Source organism: Nostoc sp. C052, from assembly GCF_013393905.1.
Lineage (GTDB): Bacteria > Cyanobacteriota > Cyanobacteriia > Cyanobacteriales > Nostocaceae > Nostoc.
The window spans coordinates 5,716,994-5,740,484 of the sequence record NZ_CP040272.1 but is presented as its reverse complement, the minus strand read 5'-3'; the positions used below and the strand labels follow the sequence as shown (position 1 = coordinate 5,740,484).

19 protein-coding genes are annotated in these 23,491 nt (G+C 40.6%); 7 read left to right on the top strand and 12 right to left on the bottom strand.

The window, feature by feature from the left end:
• Positions 1–80 precede the first annotated feature (80 nt).
• On the bottom strand, positions 81–665 hold the full coding sequence (locus FD723_RS23680) for a GNAT family N-acetyltransferase (protein ID WP_179067552.1): 585 nt from the start codon (positions 663–665) through the stop codon (positions 81–83).
• 108 nt (positions 666–773) lie between these two features.
• Positions 774–1,640 (bottom strand): aldo/keto reductase, encoded by an 867-nt coding sequence (locus tag FD723_RS23675; protein WP_179067551.1) that lies wholly within the window; start codon positions 1,638–1,640, stop codon positions 774–776.
• 356 nt (positions 1,641–1,996) lie between these two features.
• Here FD723_RS23675 and FD723_RS43020 point away from each other — a divergent pair, with 356 nt between their 5' ends.
• Together FD723_RS43020 and FD723_RS23665 are read left to right on the top strand one after the other, a co-directional pair.
• A complete protein-coding gene (locus FD723_RS43020) occupies positions 1,997–2,548 on the top strand; it encodes a hypothetical protein (protein WP_256874910.1) in 552 nt (183 codons plus the stop codon).
• A 308-nt stretch (positions 2,549–2,856) separates the two neighbouring features.
• A complete protein-coding gene (locus FD723_RS23665; RefSeq protein WP_179067550.1) occupies positions 2,857–3,120 on the top strand; it encodes a DUF3146 family protein in 264 nt (87 codons plus the stop codon).
• A gap of 113 nt (positions 3,121–3,233) precedes the next feature.
• Here the strand turns inward: FD723_RS23665 and FD723_RS23660 are convergent, their stop codons facing one another.
• The 3 genes from FD723_RS23660 to ntcA all read right to left on the bottom strand — a co-directional run bounded on the left by FD723_RS23660 (position 3,234) and on the right by ntcA (position 6,204).
• Positions 3,234–3,689, bottom strand: coding sequence for a Holliday junction resolvase RuvX (locus FD723_RS23660; RefSeq protein WP_179067549.1), 456 nt, complete (start codon positions 3,687–3,689; stop codon positions 3,234–3,236).
• Positions 3,690–3,873: 184 nt separating this feature from the next.
• The gene (locus tag FD723_RS23655; RefSeq protein WP_179067548.1) at positions 3,874–5,364 is read right to left on the bottom strand and encodes a DUF3084 domain-containing protein; all 1,491 of its coding nucleotides are present in this window, start codon (positions 5,362–5,364) and stop codon (positions 3,874–3,876) included.
• 168 nt (positions 5,365–5,532) lie between these two features.
• The gene (gene ntcA, locus FD723_RS23650) at positions 5,533–6,204 is read right to left on the bottom strand and encodes a global nitrogen regulator NtcA (RefSeq protein WP_094347373.1); all 672 of its coding nucleotides are present in this window, start codon (positions 6,202–6,204) and stop codon (positions 5,533–5,535) included.
• Between the two features lie 378 nt (positions 6,205–6,582).
• Here ntcA and fabI point away from each other — a divergent pair, with 378 nt between their 5' ends.
• From fabI to FD723_RS23625, 5 genes are all read left to right on the top strand, one after another.
• On the top strand, positions 6,583–7,359 hold the full coding sequence (fabI, locus tag FD723_RS23645; protein ID WP_179067547.1) for an enoyl-ACP reductase FabI: 777 nt from the start codon (positions 6,583–6,585) through the stop codon (positions 7,357–7,359).
• A gap of 132 nt (positions 7,360–7,491) precedes the next feature.
• The gene (gene hisB / locus FD723_RS23640) at positions 7,492–8,133 is read left to right on the top strand and encodes an imidazoleglycerol-phosphate dehydratase HisB (protein WP_179067546.1); all 642 of its coding nucleotides are present in this window, start codon (positions 7,492–7,494) and stop codon (positions 8,131–8,133) included.
• Positions 8,134–8,392: 259 nt separating this feature from the next.
• Positions 8,393–9,376 (top strand): ABC transporter ATP-binding protein, encoded by a 984-nt coding sequence (locus tag FD723_RS23635; RefSeq protein WP_179067545.1) that lies wholly within the window; start codon positions 8,393–8,395, stop codon positions 9,374–9,376.
• 522 nt (positions 9,377–9,898) lie between these two features.
• Positions 9,899–11,368, top strand: a complete 1,470-nt coding sequence (locus tag FD723_RS23630; RefSeq protein WP_179067544.1) for an SLBB domain-containing protein — start codon at positions 9,899–9,901, stop codon at positions 11,366–11,368.
• A gap of 915 nt (positions 11,369–12,283) precedes the next feature.
• Positions 12,284–13,678, top strand: a complete 1,395-nt coding sequence (locus tag FD723_RS23625; protein ID WP_256874909.1) for a choice-of-anchor Q domain-containing protein — start codon at positions 12,284–12,286, stop codon at positions 13,676–13,678.
• Between the two features lie 297 nt (positions 13,679–13,975).
• Here FD723_RS23625 and FD723_RS23620 read toward each other — a convergent pair whose 3' ends face one another.
• The 7 genes from FD723_RS23620 to FD723_RS23590 form a co-directional block, all read right to left on the bottom strand.
• Positions 13,976–16,222, bottom strand: a complete 2,247-nt coding sequence (locus FD723_RS23620; protein ID WP_218651752.1) for a polysaccharide biosynthesis tyrosine autokinase — start codon at positions 16,220–16,222, stop codon at positions 13,976–13,978.
• A 689-nt stretch (positions 16,223–16,911) separates the two neighbouring features.
• Positions 16,912–18,108: a glycosyltransferase family 4 protein gene (locus tag FD723_RS23615; protein ID WP_179067543.1), complete on the bottom strand. Its 1,197-nt coding sequence runs from the start codon at positions 18,106–18,108 to the stop codon at positions 16,912–16,914.
• Positions 18,092–19,393 (bottom strand): nucleotide sugar dehydrogenase, encoded by a 1,302-nt coding sequence (locus FD723_RS23610; RefSeq protein ID WP_179067542.1) that lies wholly within the window; start codon positions 19,391–19,393, stop codon positions 18,092–18,094. Before FD723_RS23610 ends, FD723_RS23615 begins: the two co-directional genes overlap by 17 nt.
• An 81-nt stretch (positions 19,394–19,474) precedes the next feature.
• Positions 19,475–20,620 (bottom strand): glycosyltransferase family 4 protein, encoded by a 1,146-nt coding sequence (locus tag FD723_RS23605; RefSeq protein ID WP_256874908.1) that lies wholly within the window; start codon positions 20,618–20,620, stop codon positions 19,475–19,477.
• A 183-nt stretch (positions 20,621–20,803) separates the two neighbouring features.
• Positions 20,804–22,066 (bottom strand): O-antigen ligase, encoded by a 1,263-nt coding sequence (locus FD723_RS23600; protein ID WP_179067541.1) that lies wholly within the window; start codon positions 22,064–22,066, stop codon positions 20,804–20,806.
• A 57-nt stretch (positions 22,067–22,123) separates the two neighbouring features.
• Positions 22,124–22,315, bottom strand: a complete 192-nt coding sequence (locus tag FD723_RS23595) for a hypothetical protein (RefSeq protein ID WP_179067540.1) — start codon at positions 22,313–22,315, stop codon at positions 22,124–22,126.
• A 225-nt stretch (positions 22,316–22,540) separates the two neighbouring features.
• Entirely contained in the window at positions 22,541–23,488 is a 948-nt protein-coding gene (locus FD723_RS23590) for a glycosyltransferase family 2 protein (RefSeq protein WP_179067539.1), read from the bottom strand.
• Positions 23,489–23,491: the final 3 nt, after the last annotated feature.

The following is a 23,491-nucleotide window of genomic DNA, read 5'->3' as shown; positions in this document are numbered from 1 at the left end:
AAGAATAACCAATGCTGTTGTCAAAAAATAGTCAGGAGTCAGGTTGATGTTACAAGGTTTTGAAACTAAATCTGCTAATGCTACGAAAAATTATGGTGGTCAGAGACAGCCAAGACAAGTGGCAGACAGTCTGCTTTCCATTCGTGGTCAAGGATAGCGTAAAGAAAGTTGTCGTACCATCTACCTTTGATTAACTCTTTTTCCCGCAGATGACCTTCACGACGCATACCAATTTTTTCTAATACTTTTATAGAAGCAAGATTCTCTGCAACACACCAAGACCAGATCCGATGCATTCCCAGTTCTTCAAAGCCGAACTTTAAAATGGCGTGTGCTGCTTCTGTTGCATAACCTTGTCCCCAATATTGAGTGTTTAGTTCATAGCCGATATTTGCTTCCCGCATTTCTGGGTCATTTACACGGATACCACAATTGCCAATAAGCTGATTTTTTTCTTTGAGGATAATAGCTAACTGAAACTTTGTCCGTGGTTGCTCTTTTTGTTGATCAATAAACATCTGGATAAACTCGCAAACATCCTTTTGTGTGCGGTGTGTCCAATAGTTGTAACGCAAGTACAAAGGATCTGATTGATAGGCAAAAACCGCATGCCAATCTGTCTCTATAAAGTCACGCATTAGCAAGCGGTGTGTTTCTAAGATCATGCCTTTTTTTTATCCGCTGAGTGCAGGTAATCAAAGAGTTTATGCAGCTAAACAAGCCACGAAAATCTTGGGCAACTGCTACCACATCTACCTTAACTAGTGGAATTATTAAGTTGCCCGATCAATTTTTTGCACTTCTTCATCAGATAGTTTTACATTGAGAGCTTGTGCCGAGTCTTCAATGCTGGAAACCTTGCTAGCACCAGGAATCGGCAAAATAGCGGGTGACTTGGAACGTAACCAAGCTAAGACGATATTATACACCGACACGCCTTTTTCTTTCGCTAACTGAGCGATCGCAGAAATATCTTGCAAATCCTGATGGCGACGCCTACCACCAAAGGGACTCCAAGGTAAAAAGGTTAATCCTTGCTGTTCGCAATACTTCAACACGCCGTCATTTTCTGGCTGTCGTTGCCAAGGGCTGTATTGATTCTGCACTGAGACAATATCCACCACATCCCGCGCCCGCTTAATTTGTTCAACGGAAAAGTTAGAAACTCCCACAAACCGAATCAAACCCGCTTCCACTGCTTCTTTAACTGGTGCTAGGGATTCTTCAATGGTGTATTTAGGATCGGGCGAATGGTATTGCCAAACATCAATGGGTTTAGCACCACCCAAAGCCTCAAAACTAACGCGAATTGTTTGGCGTAAATGTTCTGGGTTGCCGTTACTTGTCCAGTTGCCATCGGGACGCATCAAACCGCCCTTCGTTGCCACAAGTACTTGACTAATATCACCTTTATAACTACTAAGTGCCTTGTGAATTAATTGCTCATTGTGATGCTTCTCTGATTCATCTTTGCAGTATGCGTCGGCAGTGTCAATAAATGTAATACCCAAATCTAGGGCACGATGAATAACTTCGATTGACTGCGATTCGGGAGGGCGATTAGCAATTGACATGGGCATACCGCCCAAACCGATCGCACTTACAAAGATACCAGTTTTTCCTAGCTGTTTGGTTTCCATACTTTTAGCTATAGCTTTCTGTCCCAATTATCTATTAGTTAGGCATTCATAATAAATCCTCCCTAGTACTTATACTTGGTGATCGGTAAATGGGCAACAAGGGGAATACTCTACTCAGGGGTTAAGTATTCTATACACAGATATCGATGAAAATTGTCGCACAAACCCATACTAAATTGCAGCTAAAGCATCGACCATTTAGCTATTGGTTTAGTGGATGGTCTATTTTTATTATCTTTTTCATTTTTTTCATTTACTGCTTAGTTTTTGATTCTGCTTCACTTAGTCTCAGTTGCATTCGACCTTCTTCAAACCAAATTAATTGTGAATTGAAGCGGTTTAATTTGCTGGGAAGTATGGATAAACTCAAAATATTTGATCTTCAGGAAGCATACATCTTGACAAAGACTGGTAGTAAAGGGAGCAAAAGCTATCAAGTTATGATTGTGACTCCATTTGGAGACTTTGCCCTGCTATCGCATATTAGCTATCAAGAAGATGAGGAAGTTGTTTTAAAAATCAATAATTTTATCAACTCTAGACAAGTTTCCCTATTAGTGCAGCAGAATCAGCGAAATTATCTATTTTTCTCAAGTTTATTTACATTATTTGTGATGGCGATCGCTGCTTATTTTGCTACATCACCGGCAACTACCTGCACCTTCTATAAGAGTATCGATAAGGTCTTTATCGAACGGAAAAGTTTGCGTGGCAACCAAATTATCGAACATCCACTAGAAAGTATTCTGCGTTTTGATATCCAAGAACAGCAATATAAATACTCCAAAGTTTATCGGGCTGTAATTATGCTGAAATCTGGCGAGGAAATTCCAATTAACCCACAATATACTGATGAAAAAAGTATCAGATATGCAGTTTCTAGGATACTCTCATTCCTGAAAAACTAAAAAAATTACCCGCCCTAAGTGCCTCAGCACCCTCAGAGGAGATATCAAAAACTCAGAAACCTCTAATTTTTCGTGCGCGATCGCTTGACATATCCACCCGGAATCTGATACACCCCAACTTAGGTTATAAAATCCGCCCAGGTTATAGCCGCAACTTCAGGATACTGAAGTCGTTTGGCTCATGAACACAACTTAGTCAACTACAAATACCCACTTTGTCAGTTTGTCTAATTAAGCTATGTTTGTTAAATAAAATAAGTAGCCAGCCTATATGAGCGGCTGTTATTCCACAGTTGACTTAAAGCATTGTGAGTGCAAAACGTCTGCCAGAAACCATTGCCCATGTCAGAATTACTCGCCAATCCTGGCAACACGGCTTTCTTGAAGGCGAAGTGAGTGCAGGTGAGTTTGAGTGGCATTTCCAGTGGCATTTTCGCCGAGGAGAACTTGCTGTCAAGCCTTCCCAAGGCCGTGCCCTAATCAAAGAACCCCTCGGTCGATTCTTGGAGCAACAAGATTACCAGCTAGAGCCTGGAGGAGATTATGCTTTTACTATTCGGGCGCAACTTTAAAAGTTTGGAGTTTGGAGTTAAAAGTTTTGAGTTAGGAGTTTGGAGTTACAAGTTTTGAGTTAGGAGTTTGGAGTTAAAAGTTTGGAGTTGTGAAGATATTAACTCCTCACTCCTCACTCATAACTCCTCACTTCTGATTCAGTGAGGCGATTTAAGTATCTTTCAATTAAGAGAATGGCAACAATATCATCTATGGGTCTTGGTGGCTGTCTCAGACCCTTTGGCAATAGCTTTATTAGCCCTGTGGGCGGAAACATTTGCCAATAGCGATCGCGTGCTTCTAGGGTTGTATAACGCTCATCCACTAAAATAATACTCAGCGGTTCTGTCAAATCTTGATACAATTGCTGTCTCCACTGCTTGGCTGTAGTTTGGTCGCCCATGACCATTAAGGAAATGGGAAATTTTTGACGTAGTGTCTCAATGGTAGCGATCGCCTCTTTTGCTAGCGCCACCTCATGATAATACAGTTGCCGATCCAGTCCCATCACCGCTAAACCACACTTATCTCGACCTGGATCAAACCCCAAAATCACTGGTTGCGTTGGTGAAAATTCACGAAAATTCATAAGAAATTAAAAAGAAGAATTCAGGATTCAGAATTCAGGATCAATTGGTGGCGAGTCTGTCTTGGAAAGTTATGATGTCTACGGCATCAGCCGCCGCTTGTGACTTTCCACGCTCATCTCCCACTAATTGTATTCTGACTCTTTGAACTTCTGACTTCTGAATTCTGAATTCTGAACTTCTTTTTTAAGTACTAAAAATAATTTTTCCGTTGACTATTGCTACTAATTTTACTCTCAATGGCCCGGCTGTATAAGTGTCCTCTGCCGCGATCGCTTTGATCTCCAATGGTTGATTGTACTGTCTTAATTGGGTGATAAAGCGTAGAAAAGTCCCATCTACTTGCACATTTTCGACGATTCCCACGTTACGGGCACGAAATTGGGAAGCAGAAATCAATATTTCTAGCCGCTGCTGTAACTGATAAGATGTCATGGTTGTGGAATCAGCAGTAGTTGTGGCTAGCACCGCACCTTCTGAAAAAACTAGCTGATTCCTGGCTGTATCGGCGAAAAATTCTATCTGCTTTTCTCCTCTGACGTAATTACCAGCCGAGAAAATTCGCACCACATATTCTTGACCATCGCCAATCTGTTTGCTTAATTGCTCAATCCTATCCTGAGTGACGTGCAGTAGCTCGACATTTGCCGGATTTACACCAGGCTCGCTTAATTCCAGACTGGCGTTGCGATTGGCTTCTTGTAAAAGTTGTATCACTGCCTGACGAGCAGCAGCAGGTTGGGTAACACGAATTACACCAGCAGACAAAACTTGACCACGAACTAAGGCTAGCTTACCCAGACGCAGGTCGCGGTAGGATTGATAATATTTTTCCAGCCTGGCAACTTCTAGTTCTAGTTGCTCTTGTTGTGCTTCCAATTCTTTGAGGCGCGATTCCCGTTTGGCAATCACTTGCTCTCGCGCGGTAATTTCGACATTACGCTTTTGAATTAGTTGATCCAGTTGAGAAATTTTTTGATCGCGCGCTTCTATACCTTGTTGACGGTTAGCGAGTTCGCGATCGCGTTTTGCGATCGCTGTTTTGGCTTCGTCAATGGCTTTTTTCGCTTCCGCATACAATCGTTGACGTTCTGTCTTTAGTAGCTCAACTGCTGCCTGTAACTCCTTTCTCTGGTTATAAACGCTTTGCAATTCAGCTATGGCTTTTTGGTACTGACTTACAACCTGATTTAGCTGACCTTGAGTGCGTTGGAGTTGAGTTTGGGTTTGGGCTTGTTGACTAATGGTGCGGTTCAACTGAGCTTGTGTTTGCCTCTGTTTGGCATTAGCCGCCTGCAAGGATTGATTAATTGCCTGTAAGTCTTGTTGTGCCTTTGTTTGGGCAATTCTAGCTTGGTTTAGCTCACCCTCTACCTGACTTTTCTGAGTTTCTGCGGTTTTTAGCTGTTCCCGCTTCTGTCTGAGGTCTGTTTGAATATCCTCTAACTCAAAGACCCCCTTTCGTAAGCCTTCGTCGGCAGCAAATAAAATCCCTAAAGTTGATGCGGAAATCAAACCACCCGTAAAAATTGTTACTAGTACGGCAGTGTTTTTTGGACGTAAATTAAAAAGTGAGAGGCGCGCTTTGCCAACTCGTGTGCCGATGCGATCGCCCACGGTTGCAATTACGCCTCCCAGAATTAAAATTGCAGCGATGAGGATGTATCCGGTGGTCATCTTTAGCTACCGAAATCCTTCCAGATACAGCCTACTACTTTTAAGCATTGTCTGTGGAGAAATGGAAATTGGCAATAGCTGAAATTATTCAATTTTAGATTTACCTCTAGCTATTAGTGTCATTTTTCAAAACACAACACGCGCCGACTCCCCATTCTCCAATTGTTTTTATGTGAATTGCCTACTTAAGGTAACAGGTTTATGCACAGTAATCTTCTTTTTGTGGATAGAAATCATCTTTTTCTCGCGCAAATCTCCCAGTAGCCTGGTAACGGTAACACGAGTTGAACCAATTGCTTCTGCGATCGCTTGATGAGATAACTTCAAATCAATAGTGATCCCATCTGCACAAGGAACGCCAAAATCTCGACAAAGAATTAATAAAAAACTCACCAACCGAGAACCCATATCTCGGTGAGCGAGAGTTTCAATCATCATCTCCGTTTGTAAAATTCGCGAAGACAGACCTCGCAGCATTAACATTGATAATTCGGGATTTTCCTTGAGTGCTAACTCTACCTGTTCAATTGGTGCCGACAGTAATTCCACAGGAGTAAATGCAACCGCATGGTAAAACCGATCTGATTTATTTCCTGTCAGCAATGACAATACACCAAAAACACTATTTTCTCGCAGCAGCGCTACCGTTATTTCCTCTCCTGCCTCGTACACCCTGGAAAGTTTAACAGCACCTTTCAAAAGAAAATAAACTCGTTCGGCAGGATCGCCAGGAAAAAAGATCGTTTTATTGCGTTCAAACGTTTCCACAACTGGCGGAAACGCCCCGGTCGCCATCTGACGAAAAACATTTGCTAGGGCTTTATCTTGTGTCACGATCATCTCCCTTCCCCTACCCAATGCCGGAAAAACAAAAACTCATTACCTAAGAATACACCTGAAAAATGAATAAAGCACCGTCAACCTTTCTGTACTTTCCTATACTCCAACTAATCTCTTCATAACTCTTTGTTTATAATGATACATAATTGTTGATCCTTTCAGCTACTAATTGTTGATAAGTAGTTCCAATAGCTGTATTTAAAAGGTTTTTTGAAGAACAAATAAAGATATCTTGAGAATATCTTTATAAAAAATCAAGATTTTTTTCACAGCAAACACTCTTACCAATATTCATTTTTGCAAATCCTGTATAAAACAAAGATAAATTAGCCTCAGATTCTAGTATGCTCCTAATGATCGATCGCATTAACAATTTATATGCTAAATTTGACTGGAAAAAATGCCCTTGTTACAGGTATTGCCAATAACCGCTCGATCGCCTGGGGCATCGCTCAACAGCTGCACAAAGCTGGAGCAAACCTGGGTATTACCTACCTGCCGGATGAACGCGGCAAAATGGAGAAAAAAGTTGCGGAATTGGTAGAACCCCTTAACCCCAGCTTATTTCTTCCCTGTAATGTCCAAGATGAAGACCAAATTAAATCTACCTTTGAGACAATCCGCGAACAGTGGGGAAAGTTAGATATCCTCATCCATTGCCTAGCCTTTGCCAGCAAAGATGACTTGAGTGGAGATTTTAGCCAAACTTCTCGTTCTGGCTTCAACACCGCTTTAGAAATCAGTACCTATTCGCTGGTGCAGTTAAGTGGTGCAGCCAAACCTTTGATGACAGAGGGAGGTAGCATCGTCACCCTGACATATTTAGGTGGTGTTAGGGCAATCCCCAACTACAACGTCATGGGAGTTGCCAAGGCGGGTTTAGAAATGAGTGTGCGCTACCTAGCTGCCGAACTAGGACCACAAAATATCCGCGTCAATGCCATTTCCGCCGGACCCATCCGCACTTTGGCATCTTCAGCAGTGGGTGGGATTTTAGATATGATTCATCATGTAGAAGAAGTAGCTCCCCTAAAACGCACCGTCACTCAGTTAGAAGTCGGCAACGCTGCGGCCTTTTTGTGTAGTGATTTGTCCAGTGGCATTACCGGACAAATTCTATATGTAGATGCAGGATATGAAATTATGGGAATGTAAGATATTTATTTGGGGAGTAGGGAATAGGGAGTGGGGAGTAGGGAGACTAAGAGAGCAAGCGAACAATTATTTACCCATTCCCCATTTCTAATTCCCCATTCCCCATTTCTAATTCCCCATTCCCCACTCCCTATGCAAACAACCAATCGCCAAGTTAATTCAAACTACGATCGCTTAACCCAAACCCCTCGGATTGCCACTGTTCACCGCACCACTGGTGAAACTAATGTGCAAGTTACCATCAACCTGGATGGTAGAGGAACTTGCACAGCAGCAACAGGCATTCCGTTTTTAGATCACATGTTGCATCAAATTGCCTCCCACGGGCTGATTGATATAGATGTCCAAGCCAAGGGAGACTGGGAAATTGACGATCATCACACCAACGAAGATGTCGGCATTACTTTAGGGCAAGCCTTGAACCAAGCACTAGGCGACAGAAAAGGTATTGTCCGCTTTGGTAATTTTCTTGCACCATTGGATGAAGCCTTAGTTCAGGTAGCGCTAGACTTTTCTGGACGACCTCACCTTAGCTACGGCTTGCAAATTCCGACTCAGCGGGTAGGAACCTATGACACCCAACTTGTACGAGAATTTTTTGTAGCTTTAGTAAACCATAGCCAAATGACACTGCACATTCGGCAACTGGATGGCATTAATTCCCATCACATCATTGAAGCGACATTTAAAGCCTTTGCAAGAGCAACCCGGCTCGCTGTAGAAATCGACCCCCGTCGTGCTGGCGTAATTCCCAGTTCTAAGGGCGTTCTATGAAATGGGTAATTGGGCAAAACAGTTCCGGTAGCGGGGCGTTTAGCCCGTTCCGAGTTCCAAGTGCTGAGTGGGGAATCTCACTTCTTTACTCAGCACTCCTGAAGGGCATTGGACAGAAGTTCTTTAATTTTGAATTTTGAATTTTGAATTTATTTCTCCCCACTCCCCAATAATTGACACACCAGCAGTTGATGGTTATTATCAGCCTACCGGGTAACTTCTAATTAATCTCAAGCTGATAAATAGTGATTTAACCTAGATGAAGTCTGTTGAAGATGACTCTAATTCTCAACTTAATACGATAGACATTCCGCCAGTAGTCCTAACTTCTGAGTTGCGAAAAGTCTATCGCACTGGTTTTTGGCTAAATCAAAAAGTCGTATCTCTCAAAAACTGTTCTTTAACGGTTTACAAAGGCGAAACCTTTGGTTTGCTGGGGCCAAATGGTGCGGGTAAAACCACCCTTTTAAAATTGTTGCTGGGAATTATTCATCCCACCTCTGGACGAGGATCGTTGTTGGGTAAGCCAATAGGCGATCGCACTGTTAAGCAATATATCGGCTATCTACCGGAAAATCCCTATTTGTATGACTATCTCACTGGCTGGGAATTTTTGCAGCTGGCCGCTGGGCTATTCCAAATTCCCCAAAGTGTCCAACGCCAACGCATTCCCCAACTGCTGGAATTAGTCGGTTTATCCCAAGCTGATGCCCGTAAAAAGCTCCTGCGTCGTTATTCCAAAGGAATGCTACAGCGTGTTGGTATGGCACAGGCGCTAATTAACGAGCCAGATTTAGTTTTTCTGGATGAACCTATGTCTGGGCTTGATCCGGTGGGACGCTACCAAATGCGGGAAATTATTCTGGCGCTAAAAGCCGCTGGTAAGACGATTTTTTTTAATAGCCATGTTCTGAGTGAAGTAGAACAGATTTGCGATCGCATTGCCATCCTCGCTCAAGGTGAACTAATTTGCTCTGGTTCCCTCCATGAACTCTTAGGCGGAAAAGACACATATCAAATCAAAGGCCAAGGTGGCGATGGGGAAATTCTCAAAAAATGGATACCCACTCTCATCTTTGAGCCTGATGGTTCCTGGCACGGTACACTACAAGATGATTACTATGATTTTCTTGCCAGTCTCCGTCTTATGGAGGGCAAAATTATTGCTATGAACTTGTCGCGTCACTCCCTAGAAGAATTTTTTATTCAACAAATCAAAAGAAAAAATAACTCGCTTAATTAGTTAGTCTGGTTGACAAATACTAAATTATCGGATGACTTGAAGAACTAAACCCAAACTTTCTACTTTTTTAAGTTGATCTTTGCTCAACTCAACCCACAAACAATAAAATTATGACCTCTTGCTAAGTCTATTTGTACTTAATTAATGAAGTTATTTATAATTTTGCTACTCCCTGGCTACTGATAGTAGATTTAAAATCACAGTTTCAATGTCATAAAATTGACTTATGGCAAAAATCTTGTTCGTAAGTGCTTGATTGGAGAAAATATAATTTATTCTATAAACTGGCAAACTGGCTTTAGTTGCGTAAATCTTATACTTTTTGAGAATTGCTCTATTCAAACAGCATTAACTTTAAGTTAACTTCACTAAAAATTCAAATTCAATAAACAAATTTATTCCGGGAAATCACACTTTTCTAGGAAAATAAGAGTGTTGGGGAACTTGAATACTTAGGTATAGTCAAAATAAAAATGTTTAGACAGTACTTTATTGATTGTAGTTTCAGAGTCTCAGGTAAATATGCTTAACAAAAGTTTGTCTAAATTCCTAATTAAGCCATCTGTGGGTATGGCTTTGTTAACTGCTTTCAATGCCACTGTGTCATCTGCTAGTCTCGCTCAGGGACAACCATTACTACCAACGACACCATCACCAAGCATACAAACACAAATAGATACTAACTATTTATTAGGTGGTGGCGATCTCGTTCGTGTAAATGTATTTGAAGTACCTGAATATACAGGTGAATACCAAGTTCCTCCAGGTGGAGCAATCAACTTACCTCTAATTGGTAGTGTGTCAGTCCTTGGGCTAACAACTGAACAGGCTTCTGACGAAATTGCTAGAAGATATGCTCGCTTTCTCAAACGTCCCTTGATCTCAGTTAATCTGTTATCACCTCGTCCCATCAATATTTTCGTTGCCGGAGAGGTGACACGTCCCGGAGCTTACACTCTGAGCTTGAGTGGAGGCGCCGGCAACAATCCAGGGGTACAATACCCTACAGTTTTAGCCGCATTAACAACAGCGCAAGGAGTGACTTTAGCTGCGGATGTCACTCAAGTTCAATTACGGCGTAAAACAGGACGTTCCTCGGAGCAAACCGTCACCGTTAATTTGAAAGAACTCATTCAAACAGGCACGTTATCACAGGATATTACCTTGCGGGATGGAGACACCATAGTTGTGCCAACAGCAACTAACTTCAACATAGCAGAATCCCGCAATCTATTTGCAGCCAACTTTGCCGCCAGCCAAACCACACCCCGCACAGTAACAATTATTGGTGAAGTTAACCGTCCTGGTTCGTATCTTGTCACCCCAGGCAACACAGATAACCAAGCAGGCGCAACCACTAACAGTGGTGCTGCCAGCCCGACAGGTCTACCAAATGTGACACGGGTAATTCAACTAGCTGGAGGAATTACAGCACAGGCTGATGTTCGTAACCTCAAGCTACGCCGACCGACAAGAACTGGCTCAGAACAAGCTATAGATATTAATCTTTGGCAACTATTACAAAGTGGTGATGCCAATCAAGACATCATTGTACAAGACGGAGATACAATTATTATTCCGACGGCAACTGAAATTAACCCCGCAGAAGCTACTCAACTAGCTACCACTACTTTATCTCCTACGCGCATTCAAGTTGGTGTGGTAGGTGAAGTTAAAAAACCAGGGCTAACAGATGTTCAGCCAAATAGCTCTTTAAATCAAGCTATACTTGCTGCTGGTGGATTTAATGATGCCAGAGCTAGTAGTAGTGCTGTCGATTTGATTCGCCTCAATCCTAATGGTTCTGTCACTAAACGTATAGTAAAAGTAGATTTTTCCGCTGGGATTAATGAGCAAACTAATCCTATACTCCGCAATAATGATGTTGTGGTAGTTAACCGATCTGGTGCCGCTAAGACTGGCGATAGCATAAACACTATAACTGGGCCTCTAGGTATTATCCTTAATCTTCTGAACATCTTTGGACTCTAAGTTTAAGATATAGATGCAAATTGGGGGCGTTGACCAACCCTCTTTGTCCCTAAACAACTACAGAAGCAGATAAGAGCAAAGTTAAGAATGACTTTCCCTTAAAGTAGGGTAGGCCGCAATACTGCTCGGATAAGCAGGGGAAGCAAAACTCAACGCCAGCCTCTATTTCTCCCCTGCTCAAGAATAGCTTGCCTCAACCAAGAAATTCCAAAACCTACGCAGTATTGGAGTAGGACGCCATACCCTTCTCTACGGAATGGGATCTTGCTATACGTAGCGTCTCGCAGAGAATGCATCGCTTCTGCCAAAATTGTCTTTTCTATCTCCATTATAAAAAATCAAGTAATATTACTCATTGACAAATTGGGTAGACTCTAAGAGTCTCACTAAAAATTCTTAATGTGCATTGATAGGCTTTTGCAAACCTTGTTATATATACCCGGATTGATTATGATAATGAGAATACTTCAGAAAGCATAGGCGACAATAACTACTCCATAATTTATTTTTTAGTATTTAGCGATTATCATTATCATAAGAATTATTTAAGTAAATTAACTAATTGATGACAGATATACTATCTTAACCACAGATACTGCGTATACACAGTAGAATGATGTGCAATCGGAAATGACGCTATTTGTACGGTTGCTTAGTGCCCATTAATAGAGTGGCTCTGGATACTGATAATTCTTATTCAGTACTTTTACTAGATACTTGATTTTTTTTGGAACACAAGCTAAAAAGGCAGTTCAGCCATATTTACGCGAAAACCCGCAGGTGTAAACCTAGAAAACCGTGTATAAACTTACAAATAGCAGTTACACTACCGTATCCAATACTGAGTTACTGACTAAGGCTAGAGTTACTGACCGTTGACAATTGAGTTTTTGCAACATACCCTATTTTTTCCCTATGATGATTCATGGTTTAGGTTTTCTCAGTTTGAGCGCATCTCTTGTACTTCCCTGGGCATTAACAGGTCTGGTTCAAGGACAGAAAATAACAGAATCTTTAGTTAAAGATATTCGTCAGTCATCCCCTGTTCAGCACATGCCATTACCTAGCCGCAAGCTGATCAGCCAGGTTTCAACTGCGACAACATACTATGTGAGTGCTACTGGAAATGACAGAAATAGTGGACTCACTACATCATCTGCTTTTAAGACAATTCAAAGGGCCGCAGACCTTACGAGACCTGGTGACACAGTACTGATTATGAACGGGGAATACAGGAACACACCCGGACGTGGGTCCGTACTAAGTATTAGTCGTTCTGGAACTGCAAATGCCTGGATTAAATTTAAAGCATATCCTGGCCATTCTCCAAAAATTCGCCACAATACATGGAATGGTATCGGATTTGCAAAGCGAGTTTCATATATTGAGCTCAACGGGTTAGAGGTCATAGGAAACAATCCCAATGTCACCCTTGGTTATGCATTAAGTCAGAAAAGTAACTCATCAAATGTGCTTACAAACGGAAACTGCATCAACGTTGATGGACGCGGTGGTGGTGGTATTCATCACATAAATATTCTGAACAACAAAGTGCATGACTGTGGAGGAGCAGGTATTTCAGTAGCCGGAGCAGATTATGTGAGAGTGGATAATAACACTGTCTATAATAACTCCTGGTATAGTGTCTTTGGTACTAGCGGCATTTCCTTCTTACAGAATTGGAATTCTGACGGCAATCAGGGATACAAGATGTTCATAACCAACAACAGGGCATACAACAATCGTATGTACGTTCCCTGGATTCAACGTGGAACTATCACAGATGGTAATGGCATTATTGTAGATATTTCAAAACGTGGTACAAATGGACCATACAGAGGACGGACTTTAATTGCAAACAATATTAGCTACAGGAATGGTGGTTCGGGTATTCATGCCCATGAAAGTGAGCATGTCGATATTATCAACAACACAGCATATTTGAATCAGCAAAGTCCAGAGCTTAGAAGGAAAGGGGATATTTATGGTGGTTATTCATCTGATATCAAGATTTTAAACAACATTATATATCCTTCTCCTGGTAAAAATGCGAACACTAACGTGATGAATAGCAATGTCACCTATGACTACAATCTTTACCCCAATGGTGCCGTGGTCGTTGTGAGAGGTACTCACGATGTTGTTGGAGATCCACAGTTTGTGAATCCCTCAAATGGTGACTTTCATCTCAGATCAAGCAGTCCAGCAATCAATAGAGGTTACTCTTGGAGAGGTGTGACAACTGATTTTGAAGGTACTCCTCGTCCTAGTGGTAGTGGATATGATATTGGGGCAGACGAATACAGGTAACTGCAATCTCATGTTCTGCCATCTGCCCATAGTGATGTCAAACTGAGGTCTACGATTACAAAAAATAACAAGCTTGCTTCTACAGGCTTGTTATTTTTTGGCTAATTAAAAAAACATGATATACCAATCTATGGTCTTCAGTTCATTAGTAAGACAAAATCCTAAATTATCAAGTTAGGATTAAATGCTTTTAAGACTCCCCACTAAATCGTTCGCGCAGCGTCTCTGAAAGAGAAGATTTAGTGGTAAATAAGAAAGTTGCGGGTCTGAATCCCCCACTAATTGATTCTGAATTCTTCAAACAGAGCTTTTGTTCGGAATACGTTTTTGTTTCTTAACCTCTCTTCTCAAATCTTGATCGGTAAAGTATTCTTTAGCATGGTTGAAATAACTACTAGATTCATTTTTATCAATGATACCATTCACAACTAAACCTAAGACGTTGTGACTGGATCTCTCTAGCATTTCTTGAGCAGCAGCTGCACTGTTAGAATCAATTACTCCCGGTCGGGCTACTAACAAAATCCCATCAGTCATTTGGCTTAAAGTCAAAGCATCGGCTGCTAAAAGTAGGGGAGGAGCATCAATGATGACAAAATCATAGTTGTATTGAGATGAGACATTTTCAATTAGTGATGCCATGCGTTTCGAGTCAAGCAAAGCAAGTGGGTTGGGAGGTCTAACTCCAGCAGTTAAAACATCAAGATTATCCATTACCTTAGATACAGCGATGTCAAATTCAGCCTGACCTACAAGAACCTCACTCAAACCAACTGCATTCGTTTGTTGCCAGAGATGATGCTGAGAAGGAATTCGCATATCTGCATCAATTAGTAAAACTTGACGTCCTAGTTGAGCGATCGCCGCTGCCAAATTAGCAGAAACCGTAGACTTGCCTTCTTTAGGAACTGCGCTAGTTACAACGATAGTTTTGAGTACCTTATCTGAACTCAGGAATTTCAGATTTGCTTGAATCATCCGGTACATTTCGCTCGTTAAAGAGTAGGGAGTATCTCTGACGGCAATTTTTTGAGATGTTAATTCTGCATTTGAATAACCAAAACGAACCTTTTTAACAGATAAAGGAATAATTCCCAGTAAGGTATATCGAAATACATCTCTAACTTCTTTAAGTGTTTTTAGAGATTTATCTCTCATCGCGAGGAAGAGTACGGTTGTAGTGGCAAAAAATAAACCGAACATCACTCCTAGCACCAAAACAATTATTTTTTTAGTTAATACTGGGTCTTTGGGAACTAAAGCCTGAGCAATAATTCGGGAAGTGGCTGTATTTGTATTCTCAACTAACTGTAATTCTTGAACCTTTTTCAATAGAGTTTGATAGGTAGATTCTGCGACTTCAACTTTTCGTTCTAACTCCCGCTGATTTTGTGCCAACTGGGGTATGAGTTTCATCCGCTGTTCGTAGCTAGCACGGGAATTATATAGAGAGGAGAGTCTTTGAGTTAAACCCAAGCGCTGTATTTCTGACTGGAGAAAATTTTGTATCAGACTTTGTCTAAGTTCTCCAATCTGCAATTGACCCTGAGGAACTTGTGTTTGATTGCCAACAGTCTGACCAATTTGCTGTTGCAGGAGAGATTTTAAACTAGCTTTTTTTGCTTCTAGGTTAACAACTACGGGGTTGTCATCTAGGAAACGGCTGCGTTCAATTGCTAACTGCCGCTCGGTCTCTTGAAGTTGTGTAAGGACTCCCTGTACTGCGGGTGACTGGCTGAGGGCACTCACTGCGATCGCTTCCCGAGAATTTAGCTCTACTTTCTGTCGCAGTTCATTGGTTTGGGCGTTTACCTCATCCAATTGAGCCTTAACAGTATTCATCTCATTGTCTAAATTTCCAATAGTCGCAACGGCTGACTTTGTCTCCTCTGATAAATCTGCAATCTGATGTTTTTGTTTAAATATACGTAGCGCTACTTCAGCATTATTAACAGCGGCTTGAGTTTTTGGAAGTTGTTTGGCCATAAATTGACGAGTTGCTCCTGCCTCAGAGCGATTTGTCAAAATATCATTTTCTAAATATAAATTCATAATTGTATTGACCACTGCCGCTGCTTCTTCAGGGTCACGGCTGCTATAGCTAATTCGCAATACATCTGTCCCACCCACAATTTTGAGGGTCAGAGATTTTTGTAGCGCTTTTATGTCCAGAGGTTCACCTTTATTATCTTTGAGTTTTAGTTTGTCTATTGTTCGCTGCAATAAAGTAGGGGAAGAAATAACTTCTATCTGACTGCTTATAGGATTTTGAGTTGCTACCAGGGGTTTCAAATCTCCTGAGTCTCCCCCTTCAGAGGTGCCAGGCGAAAGACTAGTTCCTGCTACTTTAAAAGAAGGAAGTTTGAATAACAGTTTTCCTTCTGCTTCATAGGATGGCTTCATAAATTGTGTAGCTACAGCACTCAGCATAACTGTAGCTACAAATATCGCAGTGGCAGGTAACCACCATCGTTTCAATATCAATAAGTAATGATTAAGGTCTAAATCAATAGATTCTCTAGATTCCATAGATTTTTCTGACATAAATCTTCCAAAGTACAGGTTTTAAACGATAAACTCAATATTGATCTACTCAGATTAGCTACAAAGCACACCTAGTGATACTATTTTACAATATGACATATAGTATAGACTATTTAAGTAAAAAAACCCGAAATCATTTACAGGCTTTGGTTTCAAGAATCTAACAGTCAATTACTTAGGAGGAGACAGGAGCATTATTAAAAACACATACGTTAACAGTTCATACTGCATTTATGCTTCAATTAACCCTCTGTCATCAAAGTGCGGTGAAACCTTAAATCTTCGTTAGCTGTATCCTCAAAAATGCGTCTATTTATCCGAAAGTGGTAAAAAAGAGTTAATTCAATAGTGGATTTGATACAAGATTGTCATAAAGAATTGCCACATATAAATAATCAACTACTTAGTATCAGATTATTTTAAATATTTTTTACCATTGATATCGAATTTGCTTTGTTAAATATCAAATATTTGCATAATTCGATGCACATACCTCTCTACCCTTATTAGAACGTCATATTTTTCAAACCTCCTAATCCAAAATAAATTACAGTACAAAAATTTGCCGTCTAAGTTAAGTTGGCACAATAAAAATAAATTATATGAAGGAAGATAAACTGGGCAGAACCCTCTTCCTTCCTACGTCATCCCAACTATAAATTTTCACGATATTTTCATCTATCGTGTTCCTACTTAGGTTGCCAAGCTTTATCATAAGCCTCTAAGAGCTTAGGTATTTGATGTCGCCACTCTAGTTTTTCCTCCATTCTTTGTCTACCTAACTCTCCCATCTTCTGTCGCCGCTCAGTGTCTTCTAGAAGTTCAAGAATGTTTTCGGCAAAATCTACCACATCGTTGCCTTTGGCATAAACAGATGCTCCCTCTGCCGATCGCCTTCCTTCCAAAAGATCAAACTGAACAATGGGTTTTCCCATTGCCATATACTCCATGATCTTGTTCATTGTCGAACGGTCGTTGTAGGGCATTTTTTTATCGGGATTGGCACATATATCACAGCTAGAAAGTCTTGCCAGAAGCTCATTATCAGGAATACGCCCCGTAAATTCTACAAACTCATTAACTTCTAACTCTTCAGAGAGTGCCTGAAGCTTCTCAAACATCGGCCCACTACCAATGAGCATGAAGTGAATATCCTGGCGTTTTTTTTCATAGACAATGTAGCGCACTGATTGCAGCAGATAATCGATTCCCTCAGGTTCTCCCATGACGCCAACATATCCCACCAAATACTTTCGACCTTTACGGTAGACTGGGTTGGGTGGTACGGGTTGAAAACGAGAAAGATCGGGGCCACTGCGAACAACAAAGACATCCTCTGGACTTTTGCGCCCACGGGTAAGTGCTACTGAAAGATAAGACTCATTAGTTGAGATAACTACATCTGCTGTTGCAAAGGTCAATCGTTCAACCAGAGAAAGTCCATAGTAGAAAATATCTCTTCGTCCATACTTGGCTTCGTACATCTCCAGATTGATATCATGGTGGTCAAATATTACTTTTACACCTTTAAACAACTTAAACCATCCCGCCACCAAAAATAGTAAATCTGGAGGATTGCAAATGTGGACAATATCAAAACCTCGTTCTTGCCACACCCGATGGGCAAGGCGAAACTCCCAAAAAAGCGCTGTACCATACTCCTTTAGATAACCTGATACCGAACTGATATCAGGAGGCATTTCGTGACGATAAATGTGAACCTGATCGATTACCTCATATTCTTGTTCAAATCCTTTACCTTTGGGACAAATCACCGAAACTTCATACCCAGCTTTTATCAGGGTAGAGGCTTCCATCCATACTCGCCGATCAAAGGGAAGGGGGAGGTTCTCGACAATAATCAGTACCCTACCAAGCGATGCCATGATAACCTAACTCCTTACTTGTTTGATTAAAGACTCCCGCTAGATCCAAAATTTGCATTTCTTTGGGAGCCTCAAGTAGTACTTGGCGAAATTCTGGTGTAGCATGTGTAACTACTGCCAGTTCTGCTCCCTCTAAAGCTTGTTGGGAATTTGGTACTAGGAAAGCCTCAAAATGGGGGATGTTACTCTGGATATAGGCAAGGTTGGTTCCCATCAATCGAGCTTCATATACAGCAGGGTCGTATATTTTCACCTGGCAGCCTTCCCCAATCAACCGCTTGACTAACAGTACCGCCGGACTTTCTCTTAAATCATCTGTACCTGGTTTGAATGCCAATCCCAAAACAGCAACCTGTCTAACACCAAGACGTAACACCTGCTGGGCAGCCAAATCCACTTGAAGGCTGTTAGTAGTTGGGAGGGCATTCAGTAACGGGACTGGTACATCCATATTCCTTGCGTGGTAAAGCAAAGAACTCAGATCTTTGGGCAGACAGGAACCACCGTAGGCAAATCCAGGACGCATATAAACAGGGGAAATATTTAACTTCGTGTCCTGCACGATGATGTTCATTACTTCCCGTCCATCTACACCAAAAGCTTTAGCAACTCGTCCGATTTCATTAGCAAATCCCACCTTGGTAGCGTGCCAGCAATTGGCTACATATTTAACCATTTCCGCCACAGATGGCTGAACTACGGTGAATGGTGCATCTACTCTGGCATACATCTGTCGTACTGCTGCTTCTGCCACAGGAGATTCAGTACCGATAATCGTGTACGGTGGTTGATCGTAATCTTTGATAGCCGAACCTTCGCGTAAAAACTCTGGGTTAAATGCTAGATGAATAGAATTATCACCTGTGATACCATCTAACAGATTTTGACACTTTTCCAATGTTCCTGGGGGGACAGTACTACGCAACACAACCACATGGGTTTCATTTTTTTGGATGGCGGCTTTCCCAATCTGCTTGCACACATTCCAAACATAAGTAAGATCGGGTTCTCCTCTTTCCATTGGAGGTGTGCCAACGCTAATCAGTGAAACATCCGATCCTAGTACCGCCGCTTCCGTATCTGTAGTAGCTGTGATTAACTTAGCTGCAACTCCATCAACTAACAACTGACTTAGCCCTGGCTCCACAATAGGCGACTCTCCCTTGGCGATCAAATCCACTTTTTCGGGATTGACATCTACCCCAATTACTTCGTGCCCGTCTCTTGCCAAGCAAGCTGCTGTTACAGCACCGACATATCCCAAACCAAAAATGCTAATTTTCATATCTATGCAGTAAGAGTAAAGTTGTTATACGTTCATACGTTACAAAACAATCAAGCTCTAAGAGTGATCTTTTCTAGCATCTTAATTCAAGACTGAGTGATATAGACCCATAAAAGAAATCCAATGTTTTTTTATGTCTAGAGGAAAAACACTTGTTCTTGCCTTGGCTCCTAGATAAAGCCTCAAATTCTCATTTTCAATTAAAGACTTAATAGCATTTGATAATTCCTCAATATTTCCTGGACTAACAAGTAATCCATTTTCAGATTGAGTAACTATCTCAGGTATACCTCCTACTGGCGTAACGATGACAGGTAGCTCCCAAGCCATTGCTTCTAACATTGATAATGGGAGACCTTCATTGTAAGAAGGCAACACAAAAATATCTGCTTGAGTTAGAAGAACGTCACGTTCACCGGACCCTATCCAGCCAGGCAATTTTATATAATTCTCCAAATTTAGAGTTTTAACTAAATTACCTGCTTGCTCTACCTCTCCGTCTCCTGCCATAATGAGAGTTGATCTAGTTTGCTCTTCAAGAGGCAAAAGAGAGAAGGCTTTAATCAAGTCAAATGCTCCTTTACGCTGACCAATCCGCCCTAAGAAAAGTAAGTTTACTTGATTAGAAACTGAACGCTGTGGAACTTCATCAGGAACTTTTACTGGGTTATAAAAAACTACAACTTGTTCGGGTTTAAGACCAAGATTTTCAATGTAAAAAGTTTTCCAACTTTCTGATAAGACAATTAATCTTTGACACTTGCAAAATAGCCAACTTAGGAAATTTTGTATCCATTTTGGAAGATCAGCAAAGAAAATATGAAATTGACTACCATGAGCATGTAGAATTATTGGCTTGTGAAATATCCAAGCTAAAAATATCATAATTCCTTGTCGTAAAATGCTGCCGCGCTGTGAAATTTCCAGTTGAACAATATCAACTTCTTCCCTTAGCAGCATCCAAACAAATTTCCAGATAGCTTTCAAAAATACCATAATTTTGATTGCTATATCTCCTTCTTCGTGAGTAATAATATGACATATATTAACTTCAGAAGGGGCATATTCCAAAAAAAGCTTCTCGTAATTGGAAATACCACCCTGCTGGAATAAGCTAGGTCCCAACAGAATAATATTCAGACTTTTCGCTTTACACATCGGCTGTACTGTTTTTATAATTGGTCTATCCTTGATTAAGACATCAGCAAAATAGTTAGATTTGATCATTCTAATTTTTTCCCATGACCGAAATAATCGCTATAGAATCTTAAAATAAAAATATTTATTATCAAAAGTTTATTATTTTTCAATCTTATCGGGCTAAAATATTTTTATCAAGAATATAGCGGTTTTAGTATGTTCTAGATTATTTTGATCAAAAAAACAATTATTTTAGAACGCTTTTACAACTTATAAATTGTATTCTGCAGCTTGTTTTTTTGCATTTATTATTCTTGTTTTATGTGTCATTCTCACTGAGAAAGATACGCCTACATAGAGAATCCAATTCAAGCTATTAGATTCCAGCAAAGCAGATTCAGTAAGGCTAGCTAAGGCGATATATGTCATATGTATAACTGGCCATATATCTAATGCTGTTTTACTACCACGCACCCAAGTCAATCCTTGCAGATAAGTACGCCAAAATCCTAATAAGAATACTCCCAATCCTAAAAAACCCAAATCAAGGCAAATAGCAAGATAACCATTGTGGGAATTAGGTGCCAGCCATCCTGCATTAAGCCAGATATAGGCAGACTCACCATTCCATCCTTGCCAGAATCCACCATAACCATAACCAAGCCAAGGACGTTTCCAAATCATATCCATCACTAGTGGCCACAGGTCTGTTCGACCTGTTAGTGTTGAATCTTTACCAAGTGAAGCAAACACGATATCAGCACCATTAGACAACCAAAGATATAAAATTTGACTTATGATTGCCATTATTATTAAGGTTGGTATCATGATAGAGTAAGACAATCGCCAAACTTGAAAAGCGAAAAATGCAAATATTAAAATTACTAGATTTACTAGTGATGAAGTTGAACCAGCAAGTATTAATAGCAGTATTGACAAGCTAAACCCACCCCAGAAAAGCCAACCATATCTTCTACTTTGATAACCAAGGATTAAAAAAACAATACTACTAGTAACCATCCTTGCCCCTAGACCGTTTTTGTGAGTGAAGACTCCACGCCACTTTCCTGCGTCAGACTGTATCCCGTATTGAGGCAAAGCTATAGCAAAAAAGACACTTAGGATTATAATAATTCCAAAAACCCAAGCCAATAGATGGAATTGCTGTTTTAAGCTGTATCGCGAGGCAAAATAAACACCAAACAAGCTGGAATTAATGAGAGTAAAACTATTTTTTAGTGTTGTTGAGGGTTCAGCAGACCAAATAATAGAAACAGCTGCCAATATGAATATTGGATAAAACCAGAGTCCTTTACTCAATATATATAGCGTTTTCTTCCAACGCAAAAGCAGTAGTAAGAATGTAACTATATAGATTAAGAAAAAAATAATCCGAATCGAGGAGCTATCATATTGTACCTGTTCCTGCTGTAATGCTCCTCCTGAAAGGATAAGAGTGAAGATAGCACCCGAATAAATCAGCAACGCTACAACAGTGAATCCATATTCAGCAAAAATTAGCAGTTTTTTCATACTTTCATAAATTGACTAAAACATTTATTTTACCTATTTATATCTTCGTGAGAAATATTACCTGTCTGAACGGCAATATTTCAGCAACTCAAATCTTGCTGACAGAGGGCTAATACCGTAAGTTGCATCTTTGTATTGCACATTATCACTTAATAAATAAATTATAGCATCAGCTATAACTCGGACATAACCAAGTGGAACTAATACCCATCTTTGTTTATAGCCAACTAACTCATCCAAGGCATTCACTTTTTACGAGTTCGCTGTATTTTTAAGATTGATATTTATTCTTTATGAAGATCGAAGGTAGAGATAATGTACACTTAAAAACTGGAAATTTAAGCAAAGAGGCTTTGTATATGGCGCTATACTCATCTCTAGAATTATTTTTTTGGAAGACTTTAAATCCACGCTTTAAGGTTAAGGTTTTGTGTCATTATTCTTATCTTCTGACTTCTTTTTATAAACAGTCTCCTATGTTTTGGGCTTCTTGAGGAAAACAGAGCGAATTTTCTGCCTGAGTTGCTGAGGGAACAGCCACATAGTTAAGTACAAGAATATATCAATGGGTCGGGGATTGCCCCAGCGTATAGATTCCCCCAACAAAGGAAAGAAGGCTTTCCAGTCACCGACTAAGGAGGCAGAAGGAGTAATAATTGTTGTAATAAAGCCTGAATAAGCTTTTGGTGTTACTAAATTGCGGGTAGAACGAATCCAATCCAAGGAATATTGCCATTCGTTGATGTTGCTTAAACGCTTGATTCCCATATCTGAATGCCAGATTGCCATAGGCTCAGGCACAAACTCTACTCCTACACCCTCAATAGCAGTAACCCTAAGCAACCACTCCCAATCCTCATGTCTGTAAAACTTTTCTTCTAGAGGAATTTTTTGCACTAACTCTTTCTTCACAAAAATAGTTGATGTTTGTATGCAGCCCTCTCCTTTAAAAAAGGAGTTACGCGCAAAAAGATATTCACTTAAAGGTTCAGAGAGGTTAGGTAACCTTCTAGGACAAATCAAGTCACCTGTTGAAGTATGGGAAATGAAACGACTAGCGACAACTGGAAAATCATAATGGGAACTATTTGCTACTTCAAGTTGACGCTCTAATTTTTGTGGAAGCCATTCATCATCATCATCTAAAAAGGCTATCCAAGTGCCTTTAGCTTCTCTCACCCCAGTATTTCTAGCCCCTGATGGTCCAACATTTTTTGATAGTTCTATCACTCTCAATCTTGGATCAGTTATCTGAGATAGTACATTAACTGTTTCCCGATCGGGACCGTCTACGATCACAATCACTTCAATTGATTGTAGCGTTTGAGCTAATGCACTTGCGACACCCCTAGCAACGATTTGTGGTCTGTTGCGTGTAGGAATTACTACGCTTACGATTGTTTGGTTACTTTCATTTACCATTGT

Excerpts from the sequence above, each read along its gene's own strand:
- FD723_RS23680 (WP_179067552.1), bottom strand. The coding sequence starts at position 665 with ATGATCTTAGAAACACACCGCTTGCTAATGCGTGACTTTATAGAGACA.
- FD723_RS23675 (WP_179067551.1), bottom strand. The coding sequence starts at position 1,640 with ATGGAAACCAAACAGCTAGGAAAAACTGGTATCTTTGTAAGTGCGATC.
- FD723_RS43020 (WP_256874910.1), top strand. The coding sequence starts at position 1,997 with ATGGATAAACTCAAAATATTTGATCTTCAGGAAGCATACATCTTGACA.
- FD723_RS23660 (WP_179067549.1), bottom strand. The coding sequence starts at position 3,689 with ATGAATTTTCGTGAATTTTCACCAACGCAACCAGTGATTTTGGGGTTT.
- FD723_RS23655 (WP_179067548.1), bottom strand. The coding sequence starts at position 5,364 with ATGACCACCGGATACATCCTCATCGCTGCAATTTTAATTCTGGGAGGC.
- ntcA (WP_094347373.1), bottom strand. The coding sequence starts at position 6,204 with ATGATCGTGACACAAGATAAAGCCCTAGCAAATGTTTTTCGTCAGATG.
- fabI (WP_179067547.1), top strand. The coding sequence starts at position 6,583 with ATGCTAAATTTGACTGGAAAAAATGCCCTTGTTACAGGTATTGCCAAT.
- hisB (WP_179067546.1), top strand. The coding sequence starts at position 7,492 with ATGCAAACAACCAATCGCCAAGTTAATTCAAACTACGATCGCTTAACC.
- FD723_RS23635 (WP_179067545.1), top strand. The coding sequence starts at position 8,393 with ATGAAGTCTGTTGAAGATGACTCTAATTCTCAACTTAATACGATAGAC.
- FD723_RS23630 (WP_179067544.1), top strand. The coding sequence starts at position 9,899 with ATGCTTAACAAAAGTTTGTCTAAATTCCTAATTAAGCCATCTGTGGGT.
- FD723_RS23625 (WP_256874909.1), top strand. The coding sequence starts at position 12,284 with ATGATGATTCATGGTTTAGGTTTTCTCAGTTTGAGCGCATCTCTTGTA.
- FD723_RS23620 (WP_218651752.1), bottom strand. The coding sequence starts at position 16,222 with ATGTCAGAAAAATCTATGGAATCTAGAGAATCTATTGATTTAGACCTT.
- FD723_RS23615 (WP_179067543.1), bottom strand. The coding sequence starts at position 18,108 with ATGGCATCGCTTGGTAGGGTACTGATTATTGTCGAGAACCTCCCCCTT.
- FD723_RS23610 (WP_179067542.1), bottom strand. The coding sequence starts at position 19,393 with ATGAAAATTAGCATTTTTGGTTTGGGATATGTCGGTGCTGTAACAGCA.
- FD723_RS23605 (WP_256874908.1), bottom strand. The coding sequence starts at position 20,620 with ATGATCAAATCTAACTATTTTGCTGATGTCTTAATCAAGGATAGACCA.
- FD723_RS23600 (WP_179067541.1), bottom strand. The coding sequence starts at position 22,066 with ATGAAAAAACTGCTAATTTTTGCTGAATATGGATTCACTGTTGTAGCG.
- FD723_RS23590 (WP_179067539.1), bottom strand. The coding sequence starts at position 23,488 with ATGGTAAATGAAAGTAACCAAACAATCGTAAGCGTAGTAATTCCTACA.